Annotated in this window: 22 protein-coding genes; 3 read left to right on the top strand and 19 right to left on the bottom strand. The window is 36.0% G+C overall.

Features of this window, described 5'->3' with window-relative positions; all coding sequences use genetic code 11:
• Positions 1-157 precede the first annotated feature (157 nt).
• Both FCU45_RS10905 and FCU45_RS10900 read right to left on the bottom strand, forming a co-directional pair.
• Positions 158-2,308: a hypothetical protein gene (locus FCU45_RS10905; RefSeq protein ID WP_137015203.1), complete on the bottom strand. Its 2,151-nt coding sequence runs from the start codon at positions 2,306-2,308 to the stop codon at positions 158-160.
• Between the two features lie 181 nt (positions 2,309-2,489).
• Complete coding sequence (locus FCU45_RS10900; protein WP_137015201.1) at positions 2,490-3,410, bottom strand: helix-turn-helix transcriptional regulator; 921 nt, start codon at positions 3,408-3,410, stop codon at positions 2,490-2,492.
• Positions 3,411-3,741: 331 nt separating this feature from the next.
• On the opposite strand from FCU45_RS10900, the gene FCU45_RS10895 reads away from it, so the two are divergent.
• On the top strand, positions 3,742-4,635 hold the full coding sequence (locus FCU45_RS10895; RefSeq protein WP_170175864.1) for a cell division protein FtsZ: 894 nt from the start codon (positions 3,742-3,744) through the stop codon (positions 4,633-4,635).
• A gap of 25 nt (positions 4,636-4,660) precedes the next feature.
• Here FCU45_RS10895 and FCU45_RS10890 read toward each other — a convergent pair whose 3' ends face one another.
• The 10 genes from FCU45_RS10890 to FCU45_RS11625 all read right to left on the bottom strand — a co-directional run bounded on the left by FCU45_RS10890 (position 4,661) and on the right by FCU45_RS11625 (position 13,646).
• Positions 4,661-5,344, bottom strand: a complete 684-nt coding sequence (locus FCU45_RS10890) for a hypothetical protein (RefSeq protein WP_137015197.1) — start codon at positions 5,342-5,344, stop codon at positions 4,661-4,663.
• 93 nt (positions 5,345-5,437) lie between these two features.
• Positions 5,438-6,127, bottom strand: a complete 690-nt coding sequence (locus FCU45_RS10885; protein WP_137015195.1) for a translation initiation factor IF-2 N-terminal domain-containing protein — start codon at positions 6,125-6,127, stop codon at positions 5,438-5,440.
• A gap of 217 nt (positions 6,128-6,344) precedes the next feature.
• The gene (locus FCU45_RS10880; protein WP_137015193.1) at positions 6,345-7,130 is read right to left on the bottom strand and encodes a hypothetical protein; all 786 of its coding nucleotides are present in this window, start codon (positions 7,128-7,130) and stop codon (positions 6,345-6,347) included.
• Positions 7,131-7,178: 48 nt separating this feature from the next.
• Complete coding sequence (locus tag FCU45_RS10875) at positions 7,179-8,219, bottom strand: DUF4116 domain-containing protein (protein WP_137015191.1); 1,041 nt, start codon at positions 8,217-8,219, stop codon at positions 7,179-7,181.
• A gap of 26 nt (positions 8,220-8,245) precedes the next feature.
• A complete protein-coding gene (locus FCU45_RS10870; protein WP_137015189.1) occupies positions 8,246-10,354 on the bottom strand; it encodes an ATP-binding protein in 2,109 nt (702 codons plus the stop codon).
• 173 nt (positions 10,355-10,527) lie between these two features.
• Positions 10,528-11,676, bottom strand: coding sequence for a BaiN/RdsA family NAD(P)/FAD-dependent oxidoreductase (locus FCU45_RS10865; RefSeq protein ID WP_137015187.1), 1,149 nt, complete (start codon positions 11,674-11,676; stop codon positions 10,528-10,530).
• Between the two features lie 68 nt (positions 11,677-11,744).
• On the bottom strand, positions 11,745-12,242 hold the full coding sequence (locus FCU45_RS10860; protein WP_137015185.1) for an outer membrane beta-barrel protein: 498 nt from the start codon (positions 12,240-12,242) through the stop codon (positions 11,745-11,747).
• A complete protein-coding gene (locus tag FCU45_RS10855; RefSeq protein WP_137015183.1) occupies positions 12,242-12,682 on the bottom strand; it encodes a hypothetical protein in 441 nt (146 codons plus the stop codon). Before FCU45_RS10855 ends, FCU45_RS10860 begins: the two co-directional genes overlap by 1 nt.
• A gap of 29 nt (positions 12,683-12,711) precedes the next feature.
• Positions 12,712-13,476, bottom strand: a complete 765-nt coding sequence (locus FCU45_RS10850; protein WP_137015181.1) for a formylglycine-generating enzyme family protein — start codon at positions 13,474-13,476, stop codon at positions 12,712-12,714.
• Entirely contained in the window at positions 13,473-13,646 is a 174-nt protein-coding gene (locus FCU45_RS11625) for a hypothetical protein (RefSeq protein WP_170175863.1), read from the bottom strand. Before FCU45_RS11625 ends, FCU45_RS10850 begins: the two co-directional genes overlap by 4 nt.
• A 151-nt stretch (positions 13,647-13,797) precedes the next feature.
• Between FCU45_RS11625 and rimO the strand changes: the two genes are divergently transcribed.
• A complete protein-coding gene (rimO, locus tag FCU45_RS10845) occupies positions 13,798-15,111 on the top strand; it encodes a 30S ribosomal protein S12 methylthiotransferase RimO (protein ID WP_137015179.1) in 1,314 nt (437 codons plus the stop codon).
• Positions 15,104-16,108: a tRNA lysidine(34) synthetase TilS gene (gene tilS, locus FCU45_RS10840; protein WP_137015177.1), complete on the top strand. Its 1,005-nt coding sequence runs from the start codon at positions 15,104-15,106 to the stop codon at positions 16,106-16,108. Before rimO ends, tilS begins: the two co-directional genes overlap by 8 nt.
• On the opposite strand, the gene FCU45_RS10835 is transcribed toward tilS, so the two are convergent.
• Genes FCU45_RS10835 through miaB form a run of 7 tightly spaced genes read right to left on the bottom strand, consistent with a single transcriptional unit; the run spans position 16,098 to position 21,333 of the window.
• Positions 16,098-16,637: a hypothetical protein gene (locus FCU45_RS10835; RefSeq protein ID WP_137015175.1), complete on the bottom strand. Its 540-nt coding sequence runs from the start codon at positions 16,635-16,637 to the stop codon at positions 16,098-16,100. The genes tilS and FCU45_RS10835 overlap by 11 nt on opposite strands.
• A complete protein-coding gene (locus FCU45_RS10830; protein WP_137015173.1) occupies positions 16,627-17,151 on the bottom strand; it encodes a hypothetical protein in 525 nt (174 codons plus the stop codon). Before FCU45_RS10830 ends, FCU45_RS10835 begins: the two co-directional genes overlap by 11 nt.
• A complete protein-coding gene (locus tag FCU45_RS10825) occupies positions 17,141-18,154 on the bottom strand; it encodes a hypothetical protein (protein ID WP_137015171.1) in 1,014 nt (337 codons plus the stop codon). Before FCU45_RS10825 ends, FCU45_RS10830 begins: the two co-directional genes overlap by 11 nt.
• A complete protein-coding gene (locus FCU45_RS10820) occupies positions 18,154-18,990 on the bottom strand; it encodes a tyrosine-type recombinase/integrase (protein ID WP_137015169.1) in 837 nt (278 codons plus the stop codon). Before FCU45_RS10820 ends, FCU45_RS10825 begins: the two co-directional genes overlap by 1 nt.
• The gene (locus FCU45_RS10815) at positions 18,968-19,426 is read right to left on the bottom strand and encodes a hypothetical protein (protein WP_137015167.1); all 459 of its coding nucleotides are present in this window, start codon (positions 19,424-19,426) and stop codon (positions 18,968-18,970) included. The genes FCU45_RS10820 and FCU45_RS10815 overlap by 23 nt, the downstream gene beginning before the upstream one ends.
• On the bottom strand, positions 19,416-20,039 hold the full coding sequence (locus tag FCU45_RS10810) for a lysophospholipid acyltransferase family protein (protein ID WP_137015165.1): 624 nt from the start codon (positions 20,037-20,039) through the stop codon (positions 19,416-19,418). Before FCU45_RS10810 ends, FCU45_RS10815 begins: the two co-directional genes overlap by 11 nt.
• Positions 20,032-21,333, bottom strand: a complete 1,302-nt coding sequence (gene miaB, locus FCU45_RS10805) for a tRNA (N6-isopentenyl adenosine(37)-C2)-methylthiotransferase MiaB (RefSeq protein ID WP_137015163.1) — start codon at positions 21,331-21,333, stop codon at positions 20,032-20,034. The genes FCU45_RS10810 and miaB overlap by 8 nt, the downstream gene beginning before the upstream one ends.
• Positions 21,334-21,336 lie beyond the last annotated feature (3 nt).

The raw sequence follows: 21,336 nt of genomic DNA, 5'->3' as shown, positions 1-21,336 counted from the left end.
TAGTGGTTATATCTTTGTATTTGATCATCTGAGCATTTATACTTTTTAAATACTCAAATAATGAAACACATTATCTATGTCTATAAAAAATAGCTATTGGTTTAAGCTATTCTTTATAGGATGGTTTAAGTAGCTATATTCATATTCTCATAAGTTATTACATTTTTAACTGTTTGTTCCATTCTTTCTGTATGTATTTGAGAACTTCTTCGTCTTCATTATTATTTACTGCTAAGTCAATACCTAGCTGATGAATTTCTTTTCCCCACTTTTCATCTTCAAATACTTCCAATATTGCTTCTGAAATTGATATGTAGCTTTCGTATTCATTAATAGTTTTAATAAACTCTTTTATAATTTCAGCTGCCCATTTTTTATCAAATTTTATAATATATCGGGCTAAGACTATATGCTCATTTACTGTTTGAGCCTTCTTTACTGCAAGTTTATATATGTCTTTTGCTAATTCTCTATCATTTAAATATTTCTCATCTGATATTGAATCTGCTATCATGCAGTACTCATCATAATCAGAGGCCATTTTTACACCAAGCTCATATACTTCCTTTGCCCACTTTTTATCTTTAAATAGATTAAGAATACTTTCGGATATATTTACACAAGACCTTATTAAAAAATTATTTGAATTTTCAGTATCTTCTTCGAGTTGCTTTAAAGCTACCTTTATTAGTTCTTTTGACCACTTTTCATCATGCAAAAATTCATATGCATACTCTGCATATTCAGTATATGACATAGAATCATTGTTAGGTTGATTTAATAACATATTGATTGTCATTTTAACTAACTCTTGATGTTCAGAGACACTATTTATAAACGAGGTGAAACAATCAGCATTTATAACATCGTCTATTAAATCTTCTAAATCTTCGTCAAAATAATATTTTTTAAGCTCGCTGATAATTTCATCTTTTCTCGCATCTTGAGCTATTTTTGCTTTAGAAGGTGGTGGAGCTATATATTCTTCTTTAAATATTCTCTTGTATTTTTTTTTCCATTTTATTATTGTGTTTGCCGGCTCATTATTTTCATCTGCTTTAAAAATAGCTTTTGCATATAATTGTTTTGGCCACGTTTTGTCAGTTAAACACATTGAAGCAAATTCTGCAATTTCTTGATAAGAGTATTCACTATCAGATTTCTTTACCGCAAGTTCATATATCTCTATTAGAAATTTTTCATCATTTAAATAATCTGAGACTGAATTTGCTAAACTAATGTAGCCCCTAATGTCATCAACTCTCAATAGAGCTTGCTTATAAACATCTTTTGCCCATTCTCTATCATTTAATGTCTCTTCACTTATTATCCTCTCTGCAGCATTTATGTAATCAAATAAATATTTGGCCCTCTTTAATAGATCTTCACATATATCTTTAGCGTTCACTAAAGATATTTCAGCCATCCTAGTTTGCAATACTCCGTGCATACCGTCTTCTTCAGGAACTAGGTTTATTGCAGTTTCATATATCTTTTTTGCCCATTCTTTATCATTTAATGTTTCTTCCAATGCCACTGATTTGGCTAATTCTGAATATAAAAAAACTTTATGATATTCCTCTTCAGATGAATTTGTTATACCCAAGAAAGCTGATTCATATATCTCTTTTGCCCATTTTTTATCATTTATATACCTGGAAGATGCTATTGATCCTGCTATACGCGTAAGTTGATTTAAGTTTTCATTTTTTTGTAAAGCTACTTTATATATGTCTCTTGCCCATTTCTCATCATTATAAGAGTCTTTTGATGCTATAACTTTAGCTATACCTGCATATTCAAAATCATCAGTTGCTTTTGATAATGCTATTGTCAATATCTCTTTAGCCCACTCTTTATTATTTAAAGCATTTTGTAATGCAATTGACTCTGCTAAATTTGCATATATAAGAGAATATTTAGCTTTGCCCAAAACATATTTATATATCTCTTCTTCCCATTCTTGATCTTTTAAAAAGATAGGATATGAAATTGATTTACATAATATTTCATTGTTTTGATAATTTTTATCTTTATCAAATGCTATATCATATATTGCAAGAGCCCAATCTTTATCGCCCATCAATCTTTCTTTAGCTATATAATCTACAAACCGTACATAATTATCTAAACTGTTTGATTTTTTTAATGCCATGTCAACTAATCTTCGAGCTATATGTTCATTACCATCTTTACAAAACCTTACAAGTAAATCTTCTATATGTTCAATGTCACCTAATTTATTTATAATTTCATCTAAGCTATTGCCAGAATATAACTCTTTAAGATCTTTTTTTAATGTTCGCATTTTTTTACCTTATATTGATATCTTTAAACATTCCATTTTAGGAATATTAATAGTCCTGTTTTCAATAGATTATTTTTAATTTTTTCTAATAACCAAATTGTAGGCTTTCTACGCTCTGCAAAATTCATTTTTGAATCCTTTGTTTTAAATATCTACTATACTAATAGTGTTAATGGCAAGATTATGTCTGATTATTTAAATACCAATTAATATCCTCATCTATCATCTCCTGTATCCACTCAGGCTCTATGACTCTCATGTGCGGCAGCCAATATTTGATGATGGGAAGTATCTCCATCTCATGCGTTATCTTTACTACAAACTCCATTGTTCCGTCTTTGTGAAGCGACTCAATGGACTGTGTCGGAAGCGGTCTTCTTTGAAAGTACTTTGCGGCAATCTTGTTGGCATAAATCTTAACTTCAAACGGCTCTACATCTTTTTGGAACCATACAGATATGGAGCTATCAAGCAGATTTTCAAGCTTTGCATCGGTAGAAAAAGCAGTATCGGTCGCTTTTACATTGGATATGTTTTTTAGGTAGTACTTCTTAAGCACATCATCTTGGAGTGCAACCAGATACCAGAACCCCTCAAAGTTTACAATCTTAAGAGGCTTGAGAGCTACCTTGAAAATATCGTGCCGCTCATCATCATAAGAGCACTCTATCTCTTTTTTTGCTTTTATAGCACCCTCAATGATCTGTATCTCACCGAACTTGTCGCTGATATCTTCGATGTTTAACTTTGCATAGATTGGATTGAAATCTTGGTTTTTTATCTTTGAGAGCAGCTTGTGAGATTTTGATGCAAACTTGCCGCCTATGCCCTCAGTGATCTTCTCTATGATGTCTAAAACTATCTCATCTTCCAAAGACTTGGTTTTCTCAACCCTGAACCCCTCTTGCATTTTCCACTTTTTGCCGTCTTGAAAGATTGGAAAAGAGACCAGTCGCTCGTTGAAATCCCTCTGCACCGTTCTCTCACTGGTGTTGAACTCTTTTGCGAGATCCTTAACCGAAAGCGCCTCTCCGTCATTTAATCTTGAGAGAATATATGAGAGCCTCGTAAGTATCTTGTCGTAATCATGTTTGTATGCCATTGCCATTCTTTGTATGTAAATTGTTCAAAATAAACTGATTATAACTTTATGAATCTTAGAACTTTTAAATTTATACTCTTTTTAATGACATCTTTATGTCTGGTTTACTTTTTTCCATTCAATACGCTCTGATTATAATGCCTTGGAAATTCTCTTTCACTGATAACATCTGAGCTACTTAATATTATAATCGTTTCACTATATAAGCTATTTATCAATTATTAATAGTTTATCACGCACCCTTCTTTTATGAAATCAAGTTCAACAAACAGACATAAAGATGTCGTATGACAACGATAGACTCTGCTATATTAACATTAGGAGGGTTACTATGGGACCATTTATTTCAAACAAATCGGAAGAGATTCAAAAAAATCGAATAGTTGTAGTAGGCTTTGGAAAAAGCGGCAGCCATGTTGTCGAGAGTATGATAAAGACACAAGGCACAAATATTGAATTTATTACAATCAATTCAGATGATGATTATAAAAATATCATAAATACATTAGAGGGTGCAGATATTGTTTTTATCACAGGTGGTCTAGGCGGGCAAACGGGGTATGCGGCAGTTCCTGAAATTGCTAAATTTGCTAAACATGCTGGCGCATTGACAATCTTGGTTACTACTAAACCTTTTGTTTTTGAAAAGAAAAAGCGTCATGTTGTTGCGCAAGAGTCTCTTGCAAAAGTTAAAAAAGAAGCAGATTGTGTAGTCATTATTTCAAACGATAAAATCTTTTCTACAATTGATCGTAAACTAAATAATTCAGAGATCTTCAAAATTGCAGATGGCGTGATTACTCAGACAATTACAGGGATCATCGGCACATTGTCTGCCAATAGCCAAAATGATATCAACATTAATATTGAAGATTTACAAAGCATTATGTCAAATAGTGGAATGGCTTTTGTGGGGATTGGTGAATCACAAGGAGAGGAAGCCGCATACGAATCAATTACAAGCGCAATCGAGTTTGCTAAAAATTGTGACACATCCATTGAAGATGCTTCGGGAATTCTTGTTCATTTTACGATGCATCCGGAATTTTATTTTATAAAAATCATGGATGCAATGCACATTGTCAGTAGTGAAGCAAGCGATTCAGCTGATATAATCTTCGGCACAACAGCCGATGAGACATTGCCTGTTGATTTTATTCGTGTGACTATTCTCATTGCCGGCTTTGAGAAAATATCTCTTGTGGCGGCTAATAATGTTCAATAATCATATAATGAATTAGCTACTCTTGTTAATCAAAAATCTGTTCAATCCTTGCTATAAATGAGATGAATGGGAAAATTTGTTTTCCTCGATCATATTCATGGATATATTTAATACACTCTTCAACCTTCCATGTTGAAACATAATTTGCACGGTACTTTTCAGATCGATATTCTTGATACTTGTTAAAAATTTTCTCAGCATATTGTTGTGAAGATTCTTCCAAAACACCATGATTTAAATCATTGGTAAGGTAAGTAGGCATTACCATTAATGCGATTCTGAAAATATTAAAATCTTTATGATTCACAAATTGTTTTACCGTGTTTCGCTTTAAATCAGCAATTTGCTCGATAGCTACTTCCCATTCCTCATCAGTATTCTTAGTAATGTCTTCTTTTTTACTATTCCACGAATGCTTTAGTTCAATCAAATAAATACTATCTCCATGAACTGTTGCTATATCTAAAAATCTCTGTTTCCCACGAGCTTTAAACGGTTGTTCAAGCCATACGTTGTTTGTTATTTTATATATCGCTGGCGTTACAACTGAATTTAATTGCTTTTCCTTGTATGTAAAAGGCAGCATTCCCCAATGCTCGTAAAAATTTATTGTCTCTTTAGCAAAAGCATTGAAAAAATCTTGAAAGAACTTATGTGTCTTTTGAACATCTTTATTTTTTGTGTCCATAACATTATTCATATCAAACATATTTGTCCGCCTTTTTATTGCAAATCATGTACATACTATCACTTACATACTTTGATATTTATTTAAAACACTTTTACAAAATAAGCAAACGGTCTAAAAAAGAGTATTAAGTTTATTTCTAAATATCTCTTTTTTGTTTATCCTTGCATTAACTATGCTCAATTCAAATTTTATACCAAGTAGTGTCATCTCCTTAACAATATTAAAAATTTCAAAATTGTTCTTTTCGATAGCCAAAAAATCAATTCCTTCTATAGATATTAGCTGAGGCTTGAATTTTTTACAATATAACTTGAGATTGTCAAGTGGTTTATTATCAATGAAATCTATCTCAAAATCATTAGAAAAGCTTCTAATACTCTCTGCTAAATTTTTAAAATCACTGTCGTTAAATTTATTTTTTAAATACTTTTCAATATTCAATTTTTCTAGGGACATGGAGTATAGTTCTTGAAGTCTATCGTCGGAGAAGTTGTAACTGAATAATAAGAGGTTATCTATCGCTTGGTCTGTGTATGGTAATGATATATTATTTAGAAAATTTATATCAATGCTATTATCAGATAAATAGACAGTAAGATTTTTATTTTTATAAAATAAACTGTCTATGCTATCAAATTGTTCGTTATGCATTATTGCATCAAATATCTTTTGTGCATCTTCAAGTGAAACAGCACTTCTTATAGATTTAACATCCATAGACATTAAAACAGCTCTATTAAACACCTCTTTAGTGCTTACTCCTAGCTCATCCGCTATGTATTTTATATTAACTTTATCCATTTTTGACTCCTAAGTTTATTTAGAAGTGTAATGGTTTATATGGACAGCTTTATGTCTGGTAAAGTTTACTCAAATTTATATATGCCATTTATTGTTTTGATAGTATCGTCACTATATACATTTGAAATTTTTGATAGTCAATCAAACCAATCTTTATTAAAATACAAATCAGTAGTGTGTAGTATTTTTATTTGTATTTATTCAACTCACTTATGGTCTATGGTTTAAACAGAGGAAATCCATTGTTAATATCTTCCGCTATCTCTTTATAGTAATCTCGTTCTAGTTTTCTAAATTGATGGCTGAGCGGATGGACTGTTCTGTAACATTTGATCCCTTTGTATTCAAAGATCCACAATCGTTTTGGTTCACAAACTTTTGAATTTTGAAAATTATTATCAAATGCATTTTTTATTGCATCGTCATACTTTTTTAAATTTGTAGAGGTCGCTGTTACAAAAATTATAATATCAGGTTTTAAAATCTCTATCTCTTGTAAGAGAAGATTTTTTGAATATTCTTTAACTTTTTGGTTATGAATCGAGTTTTTGGCATAGCCTTTGCCTCCATCATCCATTTTTAAAAGATTTGTCCAAAGGACTGAAGCCCCTACTATATTCTCTCGAAAGTATTTATATTTAGAAAAAAATGCATTATTCTTCCAGTCTTCTTTTGTATACTCTTTTGGTTTTCCAAGAGGATCTTTTGACTGCGTTACAGACCCTCCTTCAAATTCAGCGGTGTATCTTTGTTTTAAAATATCGATTGAGTCATCATAATCAACAAAATGCTTTAATTTACCCCACCAAATATTAGTTTCTTTACCAATATATAAAACCTTTTTATTTGCTGTTGCATATGATTGTGGCACATTAATTAAAAATGGGGCAGAAAGTACACCAGTATCATCTCCAAAGTCTTTATTTAGTTTTTCTTTATTTAATACACTAACATAAAGTTCGTCAAGACTGTTTTGCATACTAACTTCTTTTTTTACTTGCATTTAAAGATGTCCCTAAAGTTTTTTTCATTATAGCTAAAACATACTATTTCATTTTATTTTTTTTGCTAGTATCGGTGACATACCAAAAATAAATCGTTTTGCTAATATGTTATTTTTAACGGCTATATCGATAATATTTTTGTCAGCTCGTAATGTTTCACTTGCATATTGTAAAGCCAGACCATTGTTTTTAACAGCCTTTAATACGACCTCTTTATCCGCTTTCAATTCTTCGCTGGCATATTGCAAAACAATAGCATTCTTAGATACGGCAGCCAATACGATTTTCTTATCAGCTCTCATATGCTCGCTTGCGTATTTTAACGAGCAAGCATCCCTTAAATCTTTTAGAAACTCATGACCTAAAGGCTCTACACTGGTCTCAGTTGTTTTACTTGCTTTAAGAATCAACTCTTTATTGGCCTTTAATCTATCACTGGCATATTCTAAAGTACTTCCATCCTTCTTAACTGCTTCAAATACAACTTCTATGTCGTCTCTTAATTCATCACTGGCATATTCTAAAGCGCAGGCATCACTTTTGACAGCTTCCAATACGATATCTCTATCAGCTCTCAACTTTTCACAAGCTACACTTAACGACTGAGTATACTTTACATATGAAACTGTAACACTTGGACAAGATAGATTAGCTAAAAAATATGAAGAACTAATAGTATTTTTTACCGCCTCTAGAACTATTTCCCTGTCAGATAAAAATTTTTTATGAACGAACAGCAAAGCATTACCATTTTCTTTAACTGCTTCAAATACAATTTCTCTATCCATTTTTGATTTTTTAAGAGTGTGCTCTAAAATCAAACCGTTTGTTTTTACTGCTTTTAGCACAAATTGTTTATCTCTTTTCAACGCTCTACTTATCCATCGAAAGCATGAAGAGGAATGTTTCATAATTTCAAGCAAAAACTCTTTATCGGTTTTTAACTCTACACCTGCATATTCAAATATCCAACCATGATTCTTGCAAGCATAAAGCATAAAGTCTTTGTCTGTTAGATATCTCTCATCGCCTTCTTCTGTTATAAAAGGATTGGCCACAATCTCGTTTAATATATCTTCTTCATTCACATTTTCTACCTTCAGCACAGCTCACTTTACAAAAACCCCATCGTTTTCCCAACTGCATTTTTAACAGCGACCTCTTCTTTAAGTCTTTCTATAAAACTTTCAACATCTTTTATAGGTCTAAACCTGTTTTGACGTATTACCGCCGCAAAATCGCCGGGAGTTAGATAACGCAAATAACCTATTTGGCTTTTAAAGCTCATCTGAGGTTTGGTGAGTCTCAGCTCTTTTGCGTAGGAGCAGAATATCTCCCATGCCTGTTTTGGTTGCAAATAGCTAAATTCAAGTTTTAGATCAAAGCGTCTTAGACTTGCTCGGTCAAGATTGTCCATCAGATTTGTTGTGGCAATAAACACCCCTTCAAAGTTTTCCATCTGCACAAGCATCTCGTTGACTTGAGTTACTTCCCATGAGGCTTTAGCATTTTCTCTATCACTTAGAAAAGTATCTACTTCATCAAAGATAAGAACTGCATTTTCATCTTTTGCCTCTTGAAACGCTCTTGCTATGTTTTGTTCGGTTCCACCGACCCATTTTGAGATTAAATCACTTCCTTTTTTTAAAAGAACGGGCTGTTCTATGACCTCTGCTATATATTTTCCAAAAGCGCTTTTACCTGTTCCGGCAGGTCCGTAAAGACATAGACGCGCATTTTTATTCTCTTTGATGCCTGATGCAAGTGCATTTAAGTCTGTTGTCGTGTTGATAAATGCAGGGTTATAGTTGCTTGGAAGCGATACTCCGCTGTTCTTATTTATCTCACTGTATCCTTGTGCTTTTAGGGTGTTGTTAAGCAGGTGCGTAAATGCTTCGGCTTGGTCACTGTTTTGCAAATTGCCGACAACCTTTGTCGCGCTTGAGATTAGTGCAGGAGAAATATCTTCATTTGCCGCTAACATCTGGAGCGTTTTTTCATCCAAAATATTTTGGCTGTATTTTTTAATTATCTCTACTCTTGTTTTTTTCGGAGGAATGGGAATCTCTATGCTCATATCAAAGCGTCTCACAATAGCACCATCTACGCTCTCAACGTTGTTTGTAATCCAAATAGTAGGGATAGTGTTGGACTCTAGTATACGATTTATCCACGCTTTATCTTTCTGTCTTTGCGGTGGCGCAAAAAAGAAACCGCCGCTGTTCTCAAATATATCTTCGGCTTCATCATACATAAGCAGTGTATTCTCATTGCTCAAGAGCGCTTGTGCGCTTTTGTAAGCTTTTAGTCGCTGCTTGCCATCGATTGGCTCTTGTTCATTATCTGTATAGCTAACTTCATAGATTTTTGCTTCTAGTTTTTGGGCTACCACTTTTGCAAGTTCTGTTTTTCCGGTTCCCGGGAGCCCGTATAAAAGGATATTGACACCTTTTTGTTTGCTTTGTAGGGCATGTTCTAGGTGTGAGAGCATTAAGTCCAAATCAAATTTGATATGGTGGTAATTTTGTATATCCAAATCACTTTTTTGACAAGGCTTCACAACATCTTGTATTAAGTTCTCAACATCCTCATCAAGAGATAAAAGATTTTCGCAAAACTCATCACTGAGCAAATCCAGTTTTATATCAAGAGAGTAGTTGTTTCTTTTGTCTAAAAGCAGCAATGAAGATTTTGAGAACTTTGAAGTGGATGCGAACATTGCATCAATCTCATCTTTTTCAATATCTAAAACAGTACTTAAGATGCGCTTTGTTTGCAAAGAGTTTAGCTCATTGCCAAGAAGTCTAACCCCTTTTTCAAGTATCTCGTAACGTCTTATCAATACGCTAAACTCAAGCACTCTCTCTTCTGCGCTATTAAGACCTGCAAGATTAGCTATGCGTTTAATATTTCTACTTAAAACACTCAAAGAATTAAATTTCTTGCGCTTCTCTAAGCTTTGGAGTTTTTTAGATAAGATGCCAAGCACTTCGGTACGAGTGTACTGCTCTTCATCCATAACAGCATATTTTTCTAAACCTAAAAAATAGCATATCTCTTTAGAGTTATAGTCAAAGCTTCCCTTTTCATCCATAAACTCTCTGTATCCATGTGTTTTCATAATAATACGCAGTATCCACAACGAAGCTTTCTCAACCAGCTCTGCATCAATGAAGTCTGTTGGTTTATAATTTGTAATAAAAGAGGATGTTTGTTTTGGCATTTTATGCTCCTATAAAATAGTTATAGGAGAAGTATAGAGGAGAGTTCGGACAGCTTTATGTCTGGATGTAATTTTTAAAATATATCATTAAATTGTGGACAAAATTTGATGAGGCTGTAATGCTTGATATTTCTTCCGTGAGTGCGTCATATTCAGTAATTTTCTCAATACTTCTAACTTTCACTTATCCCTTTTGCACATACATATCCGCTGCTAAACGCCCATTGAAAATTGTATCCGCCAAGCTCACCAGTTACATCAACGACTTCGCCAATAAAATAGAGTCCTTTTACATCCAGTGCTTCCATTGTGTATGGATTTAGCTCTTCACTCAAGACTCCGCCGCGGCATACTTCAGCTTTTGAAAAACCGAAATTTCCAGCAGGCGCGAACTCATAATCGTGAATACGAACTAACTTCTCTTTTATCTCATTTGTGACCTTTTTGCACTCAATATCTTCTATATCAAGGGCTTCTAAAAGTGCTTTTGAGAGTCTTTTTGGAAGCGGTATAACTGAACTTAGCTGTTTTTTACTCCCCTTGATAAGCTCTAAAATATTATTATCGGGAAGAAAATCAATCGAAATATTTCCCTTTTGCCAGTAGAGCGATGCTGAGAGAACTACGGGACCGCTTATGCCTTTGTGAGCAAAAAGAAGCTCCTCTTTTAGGATTTTGCCATCAACTTTTATATTAGCATAACAGCTAAGCCCGCTTAGCTCTTTCATCCAAAACTGCTCTTTTTGAACGGTAAGCCCGACAAGTGCGGGAGAAAACTCTTTTACTTTTATGCCAAAACTCTTTGCGATTTCAAGACCGATATCACTTGCACCTAGATTTTTATAGCTTTTGCCACCAGTTGCCACGACTACTTTTTTGGCTCTAAAGTGCTCTTTGAGAGTTTTTACTTCAAAAATATCACCCTCTTTTTTTACCCATAAGATCTCACTGTTTAAAAAAAGATCCACATTTTTTGTATGTTTTTTAAAGATGTTTATGATCTCGTCTGATGAGTCTTTGCAGAAGTAGTAGCGCTTTTTTCTCACTACGGGTTCAAGATCGTTTTTATGCAGATATTCAAGCAGGTCATCTCTTGAAAAGGTCTCAAAAACATTAAATATAAACTCTTTGTCGCCGTCGTAATTATCTCTGCTTAGCTGAGTGTTCGTAATATTACATTTTGAGCCGCCTGAGATTTTTATCTTTTGGGCTATTTTACTGTTGCCATCTACAATTGCAACGCTTAGTTTTTTGTCCAAATTTGAGGCGCACATAAGTCCGCTGGCACCTGCACCGAGTATTAAAACATCATATATCTTCATGTCGAAATTATACTTTATGGCACCTTTAGCTTTGCAATCTTTGAGCTCGCAACTATCTAAAGTTTTTTTTAAAACTTATATCTCAAAGAAGCAACGGCTTTGTCGTAGTCGTAGTCTAGCAGAGTGCTTTTCATACTGTAAGTTTTGTATCTCACATCAAAAATAATGCTCTCACTCAGCGCATAGTCCATCCCTGCACCATACCCAAAACCATAAGCACCATCATTCTCTATGTACTGCCCTGCCCCTGCCACTAAAGCATACACAGAAAAGCCTCTAAAGGGAACAAAACCAGCTTTTAAATCTAACTCTATGGTAGCTACCATGTCATTTTTATTTGTGGCATCATCAGAGAGTTTGCCAAAACTGTACTCGCTATGAAGCCCCCAAAGCATGCAGCTGCTATAGATTTTATCCACCCCAAATCCAAATACTCCCTCGGTCATGCTCTCATTTTCTATAGAAGCAGTTGTAACACCGATATATACTGTTTTTCTAACCTCATCGGCAGCTAAAGAAGAAACTGTAAGGGTAACAGCTAGAATTAACCTTGATAGTTTTTTCATTATAGCTCTTCCCCTTTATATAAACTCAATAATTCATCACTATCTTTTTGTGTTAAATAATCATCTTGAACAAAAAAATGCTTTTTTCCAATGCCATTTATTGAAGCCCCGACTATAAAAGCTTGTGAATCATCAATAATCCAAAACCTATCATGAAAATCATCACTTTGAAACACTTTTATATCATAATTTGAAAAGTCACGCTTAAATCGTTCATAATTACTATTATTTATCTTGGATTCAACTGTTATTATTTCAATTGTTGATATCGTATTTTTAAATGGCTCTAGAATATTTTTCAACAAATTAGTAATACTATAGCTGCTGTTACTAAAAAAATAAGCATCTATAATCGTAATTTTTGATTTTACACCTGCTTTTCTGATTTTTTCTCTCAAAAACTCAGATACCTCTTCAACAGCTGTGCCTTTTTTAAACATTTGATTCCTTTAGTTAAATTTAGGCTTAATTATTTCATCCTGAGGAGTCGAAAACCTAAGATTATGGTACCAACATCTGGGATAAAGATGCCACGAAACGCTGAATAGGTAGCGGAAGCGTCGCCAGTCCAGCTCCCACCACGGATAACTTTCCTATCGCACTTTTTTTCTGAGTTGTAGTCATCTCTCCAACAGCTATCTGTCCACTCCCAAACATTGCCACTCATATCATACAGACCCCAAGCATTTGGTTTTTTGCTTTTTACTGGTTTTGGAGAAGATGTACCAGTGACTGCTATCGAACTTACACAGCTCTCATTGTCTCCACAGTACCATTTTGTGGTTGTTCCTGCTCTTGCTGCATACTCCCACTCTTCTTCAGTTGGAAGGCGGTATTTGTCTGTACCCTCTTTGGCATTGAGTTTTTTGATAAATTTTTTTGCATCATCCCAGCTTACATGTTCTACCGGCATATTTGCATCACCTGTTTTAAAGTTTGCAGGGTTATCTCCCATCACTTCATACCATTGACCTTGAGTCACTTCGCTCTCTTGCATATAAAAACCATCAACAAATACTTTGTGTTGTGGGGTTTCTTTTTTAATGTAACTCATGCAATCTTCGTACTCATTTTGAGAAGTATATGGATTGTCTTTTGGGCAGTTTGGCGTTGCGGTCCCCATTAGAAAGCTTCCTGAAGGAATCTCTTTAAATACCATACCGATAGAGTTGGTAAAATCACCAGCAAATAAAAAACTAGAAACAACGAAAGTTGAGAGAATAATTTTTTTCATTTTTTATCCCCAATAATAAAATAAGCTATTAGCATTGCAAAGCTTAATGCTCCAAATGCTGTTGCTGAAATCCAGTCATCCTGTACAAATACGCCCAGTATTTCATTTGCACAAATTGCAATTGAAGTAATAAGAAGATTCAAAATATGTTCTTGCTTAATTTTTGACATTTACACTCCTTTTTTTAATTAAAATTAACTAGGAGTGTACCCCCCCCCCCTTATTAATAAATGCTTAAATAAAGCTGTGACAAAAAAACAAAAACATTGAGCTTTACAAGACCTTTAGCTATAATACGAAAAATATTTAAAAGTGGAATTAATGGGCAATAAACTTCATATCGTATCTCTTGGATGCACAAAAAATCTGGTTGACACCGAAGTTATGATGGGCAAACTTCAAAACTTTGAGCTGACCGATGATCAGGGAGATGCAGATGTCATCATAGTAAACACCTGCGGTTTTATAGATGCTGCAAAACAGGAATCGATAAACACGGTGCTAAATCTTCACGACGCGCGAAAAGAGGACTCTGTTTTGGTTATGGCGGGATGTCTTAGCGAGAGGTACAAAGAGGAGTTGGCAAAAGATATGCCAGAGGTTGACATCTTTACCGGTGTTGGTGATTATGATAAGATCGATGAACTGCTGCAAGAGAAGAAGAGCAGATTTTCTGAGGCTGTATATCTTATTGACGGTGCCGAGCGCGTTGTTACAGGCTCAACCTATCATGCTTACATAAAACTCTCAGAAGGCTGTAACCAAGCATGCAGCTTCTGCGCAATTCCCTCTTTCAAAGGCAAACTAAACTCAAGAACTCTCGACTCGATTGCAAAAGAGGTTGAAGGTCTTGTAGCAAAAGGCTACTATGATTTTTCATTTATCTCTCAAGACAGCAGCTCATATTTGCGAGACCAAAATGTAAAAGACGGACTTAGCCTGCTTATCCAAAGGATTGAGCTCATTGATGGTGTAAAAAGTGCTAGGATCCTCTACCTTTACCCCTCTACAACATCGATGGCGCTTCTAAAAAATATAGCAAAAAGCAATATCTTCCACAACTACTTCGATATGCCTATCCAACATATAAATAACGACATGCTTCGCATTATGAAGAGAGGTTTTGGCAAAAAAGAGACCTTGGAGCTTTTAGAGTTTATGAAGTCACTTCCTAACTCATTTATGCGTACAAGCTTTATTGTCGGACACCCTGGCGAGACGGATGAGATGTTTGAAGAGATGTGTAAGTTTGCCGCAAATTTCGGTTTTGACCGCATAAATGTTTTTGCTTACTCCGATGAAGAGACCACTACGGCTCATGAGATGAGCGAGAAGATTCCTGTAAAAATCATCAACAAAAGAGCCGAGATCTTAGGTGAAATTGCCGCTGAAGTTATGGAAAAATCGCTCAAAGGCGAGATCGGCAAAGAGGTTGAGATAGTAATTGATGGCGAGAGCGAAGAGCATGAGTATCTTCTAAGCGCAAAAGAGCTTATCTGGGCGCCTGAGATTGACGGAGAAATTTATGTAAATGACAGAACCGGCGATGAAGAGCTTGAGTTTGGCAAGATTTACAGAGCCAAGATCACCGACATTGTCGGGGACATACTAACCGCAACAGTAGATAATGCTTAAAGACAAAACTCTTCTAAACCTTAAAGATAAAAAGAACCTCCTAGCCTTCTCTGGCGGAGCGGACTCTACGGCTCTCTTTTTTCTTCTATTAAAACACAAAGTTCCATTTGATATTGCAATTGTTGACTACGGCATTAGGGAACAGAGCAAAGAAGAAGTCGCCTATGCGCAGGAACTTGCTCGCACGCACAACCTTACATGTTACATTTTTAGGGCACCGAAAATAGAGAGAAACTTTGAAGCAAAAGCAAGGGAAATCCGCTACGGATTTTTTGAAGAGCTGATTAAAAAACATGCTTACGAAAATCTTTTAACGGCGCACCATCTGGGAGACAGATTTGAGTGGATGCTAATGCAGTTTTGCAAAGGTGCGGGATGTGCAGAGATCGCGGGAATGCAGAGCATTCAAAAGAGAGATTTTTACACTCTTGTGCGCCCTCTTTTGCACCTGGACAAAAAAGAGCTCTTAGCCTACTTGCATGCGAACGAAAAAGAGTACTTTGAGGATGAGAGCAATCTTGACGAGGATATAAAAAGAAACTCCTTTAGACACAACTACTCTATGCCGCTTTTGGAAAAATATCTAAGCGGGATCAAAAAAAGTTTTGACTACATCGATGAAGACAGAGCAGAGCTTATTGAAGAGATAGAGCTTGATAGCATCGTAGATTTTGCATACTTTAGAAGTTCACATAACCTAAGAGCCGATATTTTCACTATCGACAAATATCTAAAATCGCGCCTTTATATGCTAAGTGCGAGCGAGCGGGAAGCCTTAAAAGAGACTCCTACGGTTATTGTCGGAAGACGTTTTATAGTAAATCAGGATAGAGGATTAGTATTTATAGCACCGTACGAACAAGAGAGCATCAAAATGGATGAGAAGTTCAAAGATGAGTGCAGAGTTCTAAAGATAGAACCAAAACTCAGACCCTATCTATACAAAAACCAAAGGGCTTTTTTAAAAGTAAAAGAGCTTCTTAGTACTACTGCTTAGTGGCGTTTGACTCTTTGTTGTTATAAACCTTCATAGTAAAAGATGAGCTTATCATCTCACCCTCTCTTTTGAAGTTTATCGGAAAGTTCACAGCTATTATCCAGTCGCTTTTATTTACCGCCTCAAGGAAGTTGTAAAAACTCTTAGGCGAGCTGATCTCGGACGTCGTATTTACTTCATAGACACTAAACTCCTCTTCCTCTTCAGCCTTGCTGGTTTTTGAGACGCTTAAAGTGCTGAAAAAAGTTCTGTGCTGCTTCTCAAATCTCTCTGGGTTAAACTCCGTCGCAAATGCTTTTATGATATGCAGATTGTCGCTTTGTAACTTTTGAAGTACAACCTCTTTCTCGATCGAGAAATCGCTAAGCTGCTTCAGTTCAAGATTCTCTTTTTTAAGCTCCGCTTTTTTCATCCTGTACTCTTTGCCCTCTGGAATCAGAACTCCAAAAGAGAATATAAGAACAAACAGCAACAAAAAGAGCGTGATCGCCATCAAATATATATTTTGTCTTGAGAAATTAATTTGCACCGCTTAACTCCTCTTCATCTATATAGTTGGTGGAGACAAATCTAAGCCAGCCGTTCTGGGCCGGATAAAAACTGCTGTATGTTCTGTGAAAGATAGAACGAAGCGGTGCTTGAAGCATAAAGTTGTAAACATCCTTGTTTGGCGTAATACCGTAAAGAATGAGCCCGTCTTGCATGATCTTTGCCTCAGAGAGCGTTATTCTGCTTGGAACGAGATCAAAGAGATTGTTTATGCTCTCTTTTAAAACGCTGTTTTTGGTAAAGACCTTCTCGCAAAAGAGGCTCTGTTTCTCTACGACTGTGATCTGGGCATTCATATTTGATATATTTGTGCGGAATTCAACTTTTTGCTTGACAATATCATCTATCTCGCTCTTAAATCTGTAATCTTTAAAAACTAAAAAAGCGTACGTGCTAAAGAGCATAAAAAGAGTAACACCAAAGAACATAAAAAGCAGCTGTATATCTTTTGTAAAGACCGTTTTTTCTCTCGCCTTTATGTAACTATATCTCATTTGCCTCTGCCTTTGCCATCTCAGAGAGTGCTGCGCCAAGATCTATCTTTCTTACATATACGTTTAAGAACATCTCCTCTTCAAGATAGCTTTTAAGTTCGGTACTTGTTCCTATGCCGTCGGCTATATAGATGGTCTCAATAAACTGACTCTCATATTTTGGGTCTTTGTAAAAGGTGTTAAGTGCGCTTTGTATTAGTGAGAATCTCTGATAATCTTCATTAAACCCGTCGCTTGAAATATCAACATCACTCTCTACCCTCTCTTCAATCTCCTGTATCTCAGAAAACTCATCCATATCTTCACCGCTGTCAAGATCTTCGATATTTGTAAAATCATCAAAACCTGAAGAGTCGTCATCATCCATACTGCTAATCTCTTCAAGATCGATCCCCTCGATCCCAAAGTCGTCATCCTCATCAAGCGAGGAGTCCATAAGCATATCTTCATCATCCTTATGATGCTGCATATCGAGATACTCAGCGTAGAGTAGTTTTGAGTTGTCAAATATGGTAAAAGAGAGGTAGTTGTCCTCGACTAGGACAAACATAGACAAGCTGCTCTCTATCTTCTCTTTAAAAAAGTTAGCCATGATCGCAAAAGGGGAGAAGATATAATCTAGCCCGATACTTCTGTATTCATGTTTTATAGCTTCTATATCGTACTCCGAGGTGTAAAAAGCCCACTTGTCCGAGTAGCAGATATATTCCGATGAGTTAATATCGCAATACTTCTCCATCTCACTTGGAGCACAGGTCGGAACAGCCCCCTGATTTGAAGATTTATCGAGTACGGATATGTAATAAAAAGGGGTCTCTTTAAAAAATGAGCGGACAAACTCATACATCTTGGAGTTTATCGTAGTTGTCTCAAAGACTTTATGCGTGCTCTGCAGCACATCTTTTTTTGAGCAGACCTCAACATATACGACTGTCTGTAGATTTTCGACAATGATATTTATAAAAACTTTTGTATATAAAGTCTCTAAAAATTTACCGATCATTACTCTTTAGCTCCACAAAGAGGATGAGCCGAGTTGTAGTTTTCCTGTTTCAATGCACTACCCAGTTTCGTATATATTTGTGTCGTTGCCATAGATGAGTGTCCCAACAGCTCGCTGACATCGGCAATAGGAGCCCTGCCATTTAAAAGACCCGATGCGTAAGAGTGCCTGAGCTGATGCGGAGTGACTTTTAAGCCGACTCTTCTAAAGACATTTGTAACTATATATCTTAGACTGTTTTGGCTTAATTTTTCGCCATTTTTCTCAAAAACAAACTTTTTTTGCGCTGTTATACTCAAATATTCGTCAAGCAGCTCTTTAGTATTTGCCAAAAGCGGGATATCTCTTTGTTTATTACCTTTTCCTATAACTCTTACCCATTTATCAGAGATATTTTCTAGCGTCAATGAAGCCAGTTCGGATATTCTAAGACCGAGCGTGTAAAGAAGTGTTACAACAAGCTTATCTCTTAGATCGCAGTGTGAGATAGCTTCTACGATATGCTTATGCGATATAGGTTTTGGAAGAGTTTTTGCCACCTTGACGCTCTCATCAGCCTTTAATATGACCCTAGTGCCGTTGTCGTTCAAATATTCGGCAAAAGAGCGGATCGCACTGAGTTTTTTACTGATCGTCTTTGGATTTAGCGAAGAGATCTTTATGCGGTAAGGCATAAGATTTAAAAGCGTATGCCCACCCTCCTGAAGAACTTCAATATATGCAAACGCCTCTTTTAAAGATTCATCGTAGCTCTTGATGGTAAGGTCGGAGTAGCCTCTTATCTCTTCCAAGTAGAGAAGAAACTCTCCTCTTTTAGCTTCTATTGATTTTTTCAAGTAACTTCTCAAACTTATTGTAGTACTCTGCAGCCTGCTCTACCAACTCATCGTCTGTTACAACGCTGGGTGCCAGTTTTATATATGCGCTTATCATGATCTCGCACATCATCTTCATTTTTGCCTTATCCGCATCGGAGATGCTCTCTTTGCGAGCGATCTCATCTATGATCTTCATATACTTTTTTGCATCGTCTATATAGGAGACATATTTCAAAGATGTCTGAGACTGAGTCATAACAGTAGCTGCCATCCTGTTGTAGAGGTCCAGACTAAAAGCCTCTTTTGCAAGAGTATATGCCTCTTTATACTCACCCGTCTCGTAGTAATACTTAGCTCTAAGCGACTTCTCATATGATGGGTTTACTATAAAGTACGCTCCCATTACAAAGAGCAAAAAAAGCGCGATTATCGGAATAAACAATCTAGATTTCATGTTTTAGAAGCCCCTCTTTCATCACTTTTTTTGCCTCTTGCATATCCATATCACTGACATCTATCGGAGATGTGGAGTAGTAGTTCAAAGTACCAAATGGTTTTGGTATGGTAAATTTGTCCCAACTATTAAGCTGCCAAAACTTGGTCGGTTTCATCTCAACCAGAACTATTTTGGCTTTTGCTTTTTGCGCCATTGCTATTATACCATCTGCGACCTCATGTCGCGGTCCTTTTGGTCCATCCGGCGTAATACCGATGTCATAACCATCCTTTAACGCCCTTATTCCTTGCATCAAGACTCTTGTTGCATTTCTGTTTGTCGAGCCCTCTATAGTTCCGAGCCCAAAATATTTTATGGTTTTTGAGATAAGCATACCGTCAAAATGGCTTGAGATCAATACTTTTGCGTGGGGAGTTTTTCTGTATCTGGAGTATAGGTATGGAAGCATCAAAAGCTCTCCGTGCCAACATGCAAAGATCGTCGGCTCGTCGCTTATTGATTCTGGAGAGTGGAATCTTTTTTTGTTACTCAGATAAATCAGCCTAATAAAGAGCGATGCCACAAAGGGGACGATCAAAAGTGCTAATGTGCGAAAGATCTTTTTACCCAACAACTTCTCCACTGAGTATTGTTCTTCCTATCTGAGTGATCTTTACATCTCTAAACTCACCCAGAAGCTCATCAGAACCTTTTACTTTTATGACTATATTGTTATCGCTTCGTCCGCTTACATAGTAGTCTTGATTAAGATCTTCAAAATAGACTCTGTATATCTTGCCCAGATGTGTTTTGTTCTTTTCATCCAATATCTCCGTATGGAGATTTTGAAGCGTTGTGAGTCTCTGAGACGCGACATCTTCATCTACTACGTTTGTATAGTGCTCAGCCTCCGTCTCAGGTCTAGGAGAGTACTTAAACGAGAATATCTGATCAAATCTCACCTTTCTCATAACATCTAGAGTATCTTCAAAGTCCTCATCGCTCTCTCCGGGAAAAGCAACGATAATATCTGTTGAAATGCTGACATCTGGAGATACACTTCTTAGTTTTTCAACACGGTTTAAAAACCACTCTTTTGTGTAGCCGCGTTTCATATCGCTAAGCACTTTAGATGAACCGCTTTGAAGCGGCATATGCATAGATTTGCATATTTTAGGGTTTTTAGCGAACTCCTCTATAAACTCATCATCCATATGAAACGGATGCGGAGAGGTAAAGCGGATTCTCTCAATACCCTCTATTTTACTTAGTCTTCTAAGCAGTTCTGTAAAATTTACTTTTTCATGTTCGCCTGAAAATCGGCGCCCGTAGTTGTTAACGTTCTGACCAAGAAGAAAAAGCTCTTTTGCTCCGCCATCTGCCGCTCTTTTAGCCTCACGCAAAATAAGCTCTGTAGGGATCGATATCTCATCCCCACGGGTTTTTGGAACTATGCAGTAGGTGCAAGATTTATCGCATCCGATGGAGATATTGATGTAGGCTTTATATGGAGATGTTCTAAACTCGTCAAAAGCAAATTCGCTCTCATCATAGTTAATATCTACCTCAACGGCTCTGTCCTTGTGCAGGACTTCCGTTATTTTAGAGACGTTTCTAGCCCCCAGTACAAAACTGACATAGGGCGCTTTTTTAATTATCTCTTCGCCAAGATGCGATGCAGTACAGCCGCAAACACCTATCTTAGCACCCTCTTTTCTCTTTTTGTTAAAAACTCCAAGCTCCGAGAAAAGTTTTGCAACGGGTTTTTCTCTAACCGAACATGTATTTATTAAAATAAGGTCTGCACTCTTTAGATCATCTGTAGTCTCATAACCCTCTTTCTCTCTAAGTGCGGCAATCATATGCTCGCTGTCACGAGAGTTCATCGCACAGCCTAATGTTTCAATAAATAGTTTTTTTGACATTTA

The sequence above is a fragment of the Sulfurimonas crateris genome (genome assembly GCF_005217605.1).
GTDB classification, from domain to species: domain Bacteria; phylum Campylobacterota; class Campylobacteria; order Campylobacterales; family Sulfurimonadaceae; genus Sulfurimonas; species Sulfurimonas crateris.
Note: the sequence above shows the minus strand (reverse complement) of the source record. Positions and strands in the feature narration are given on the sequence as shown.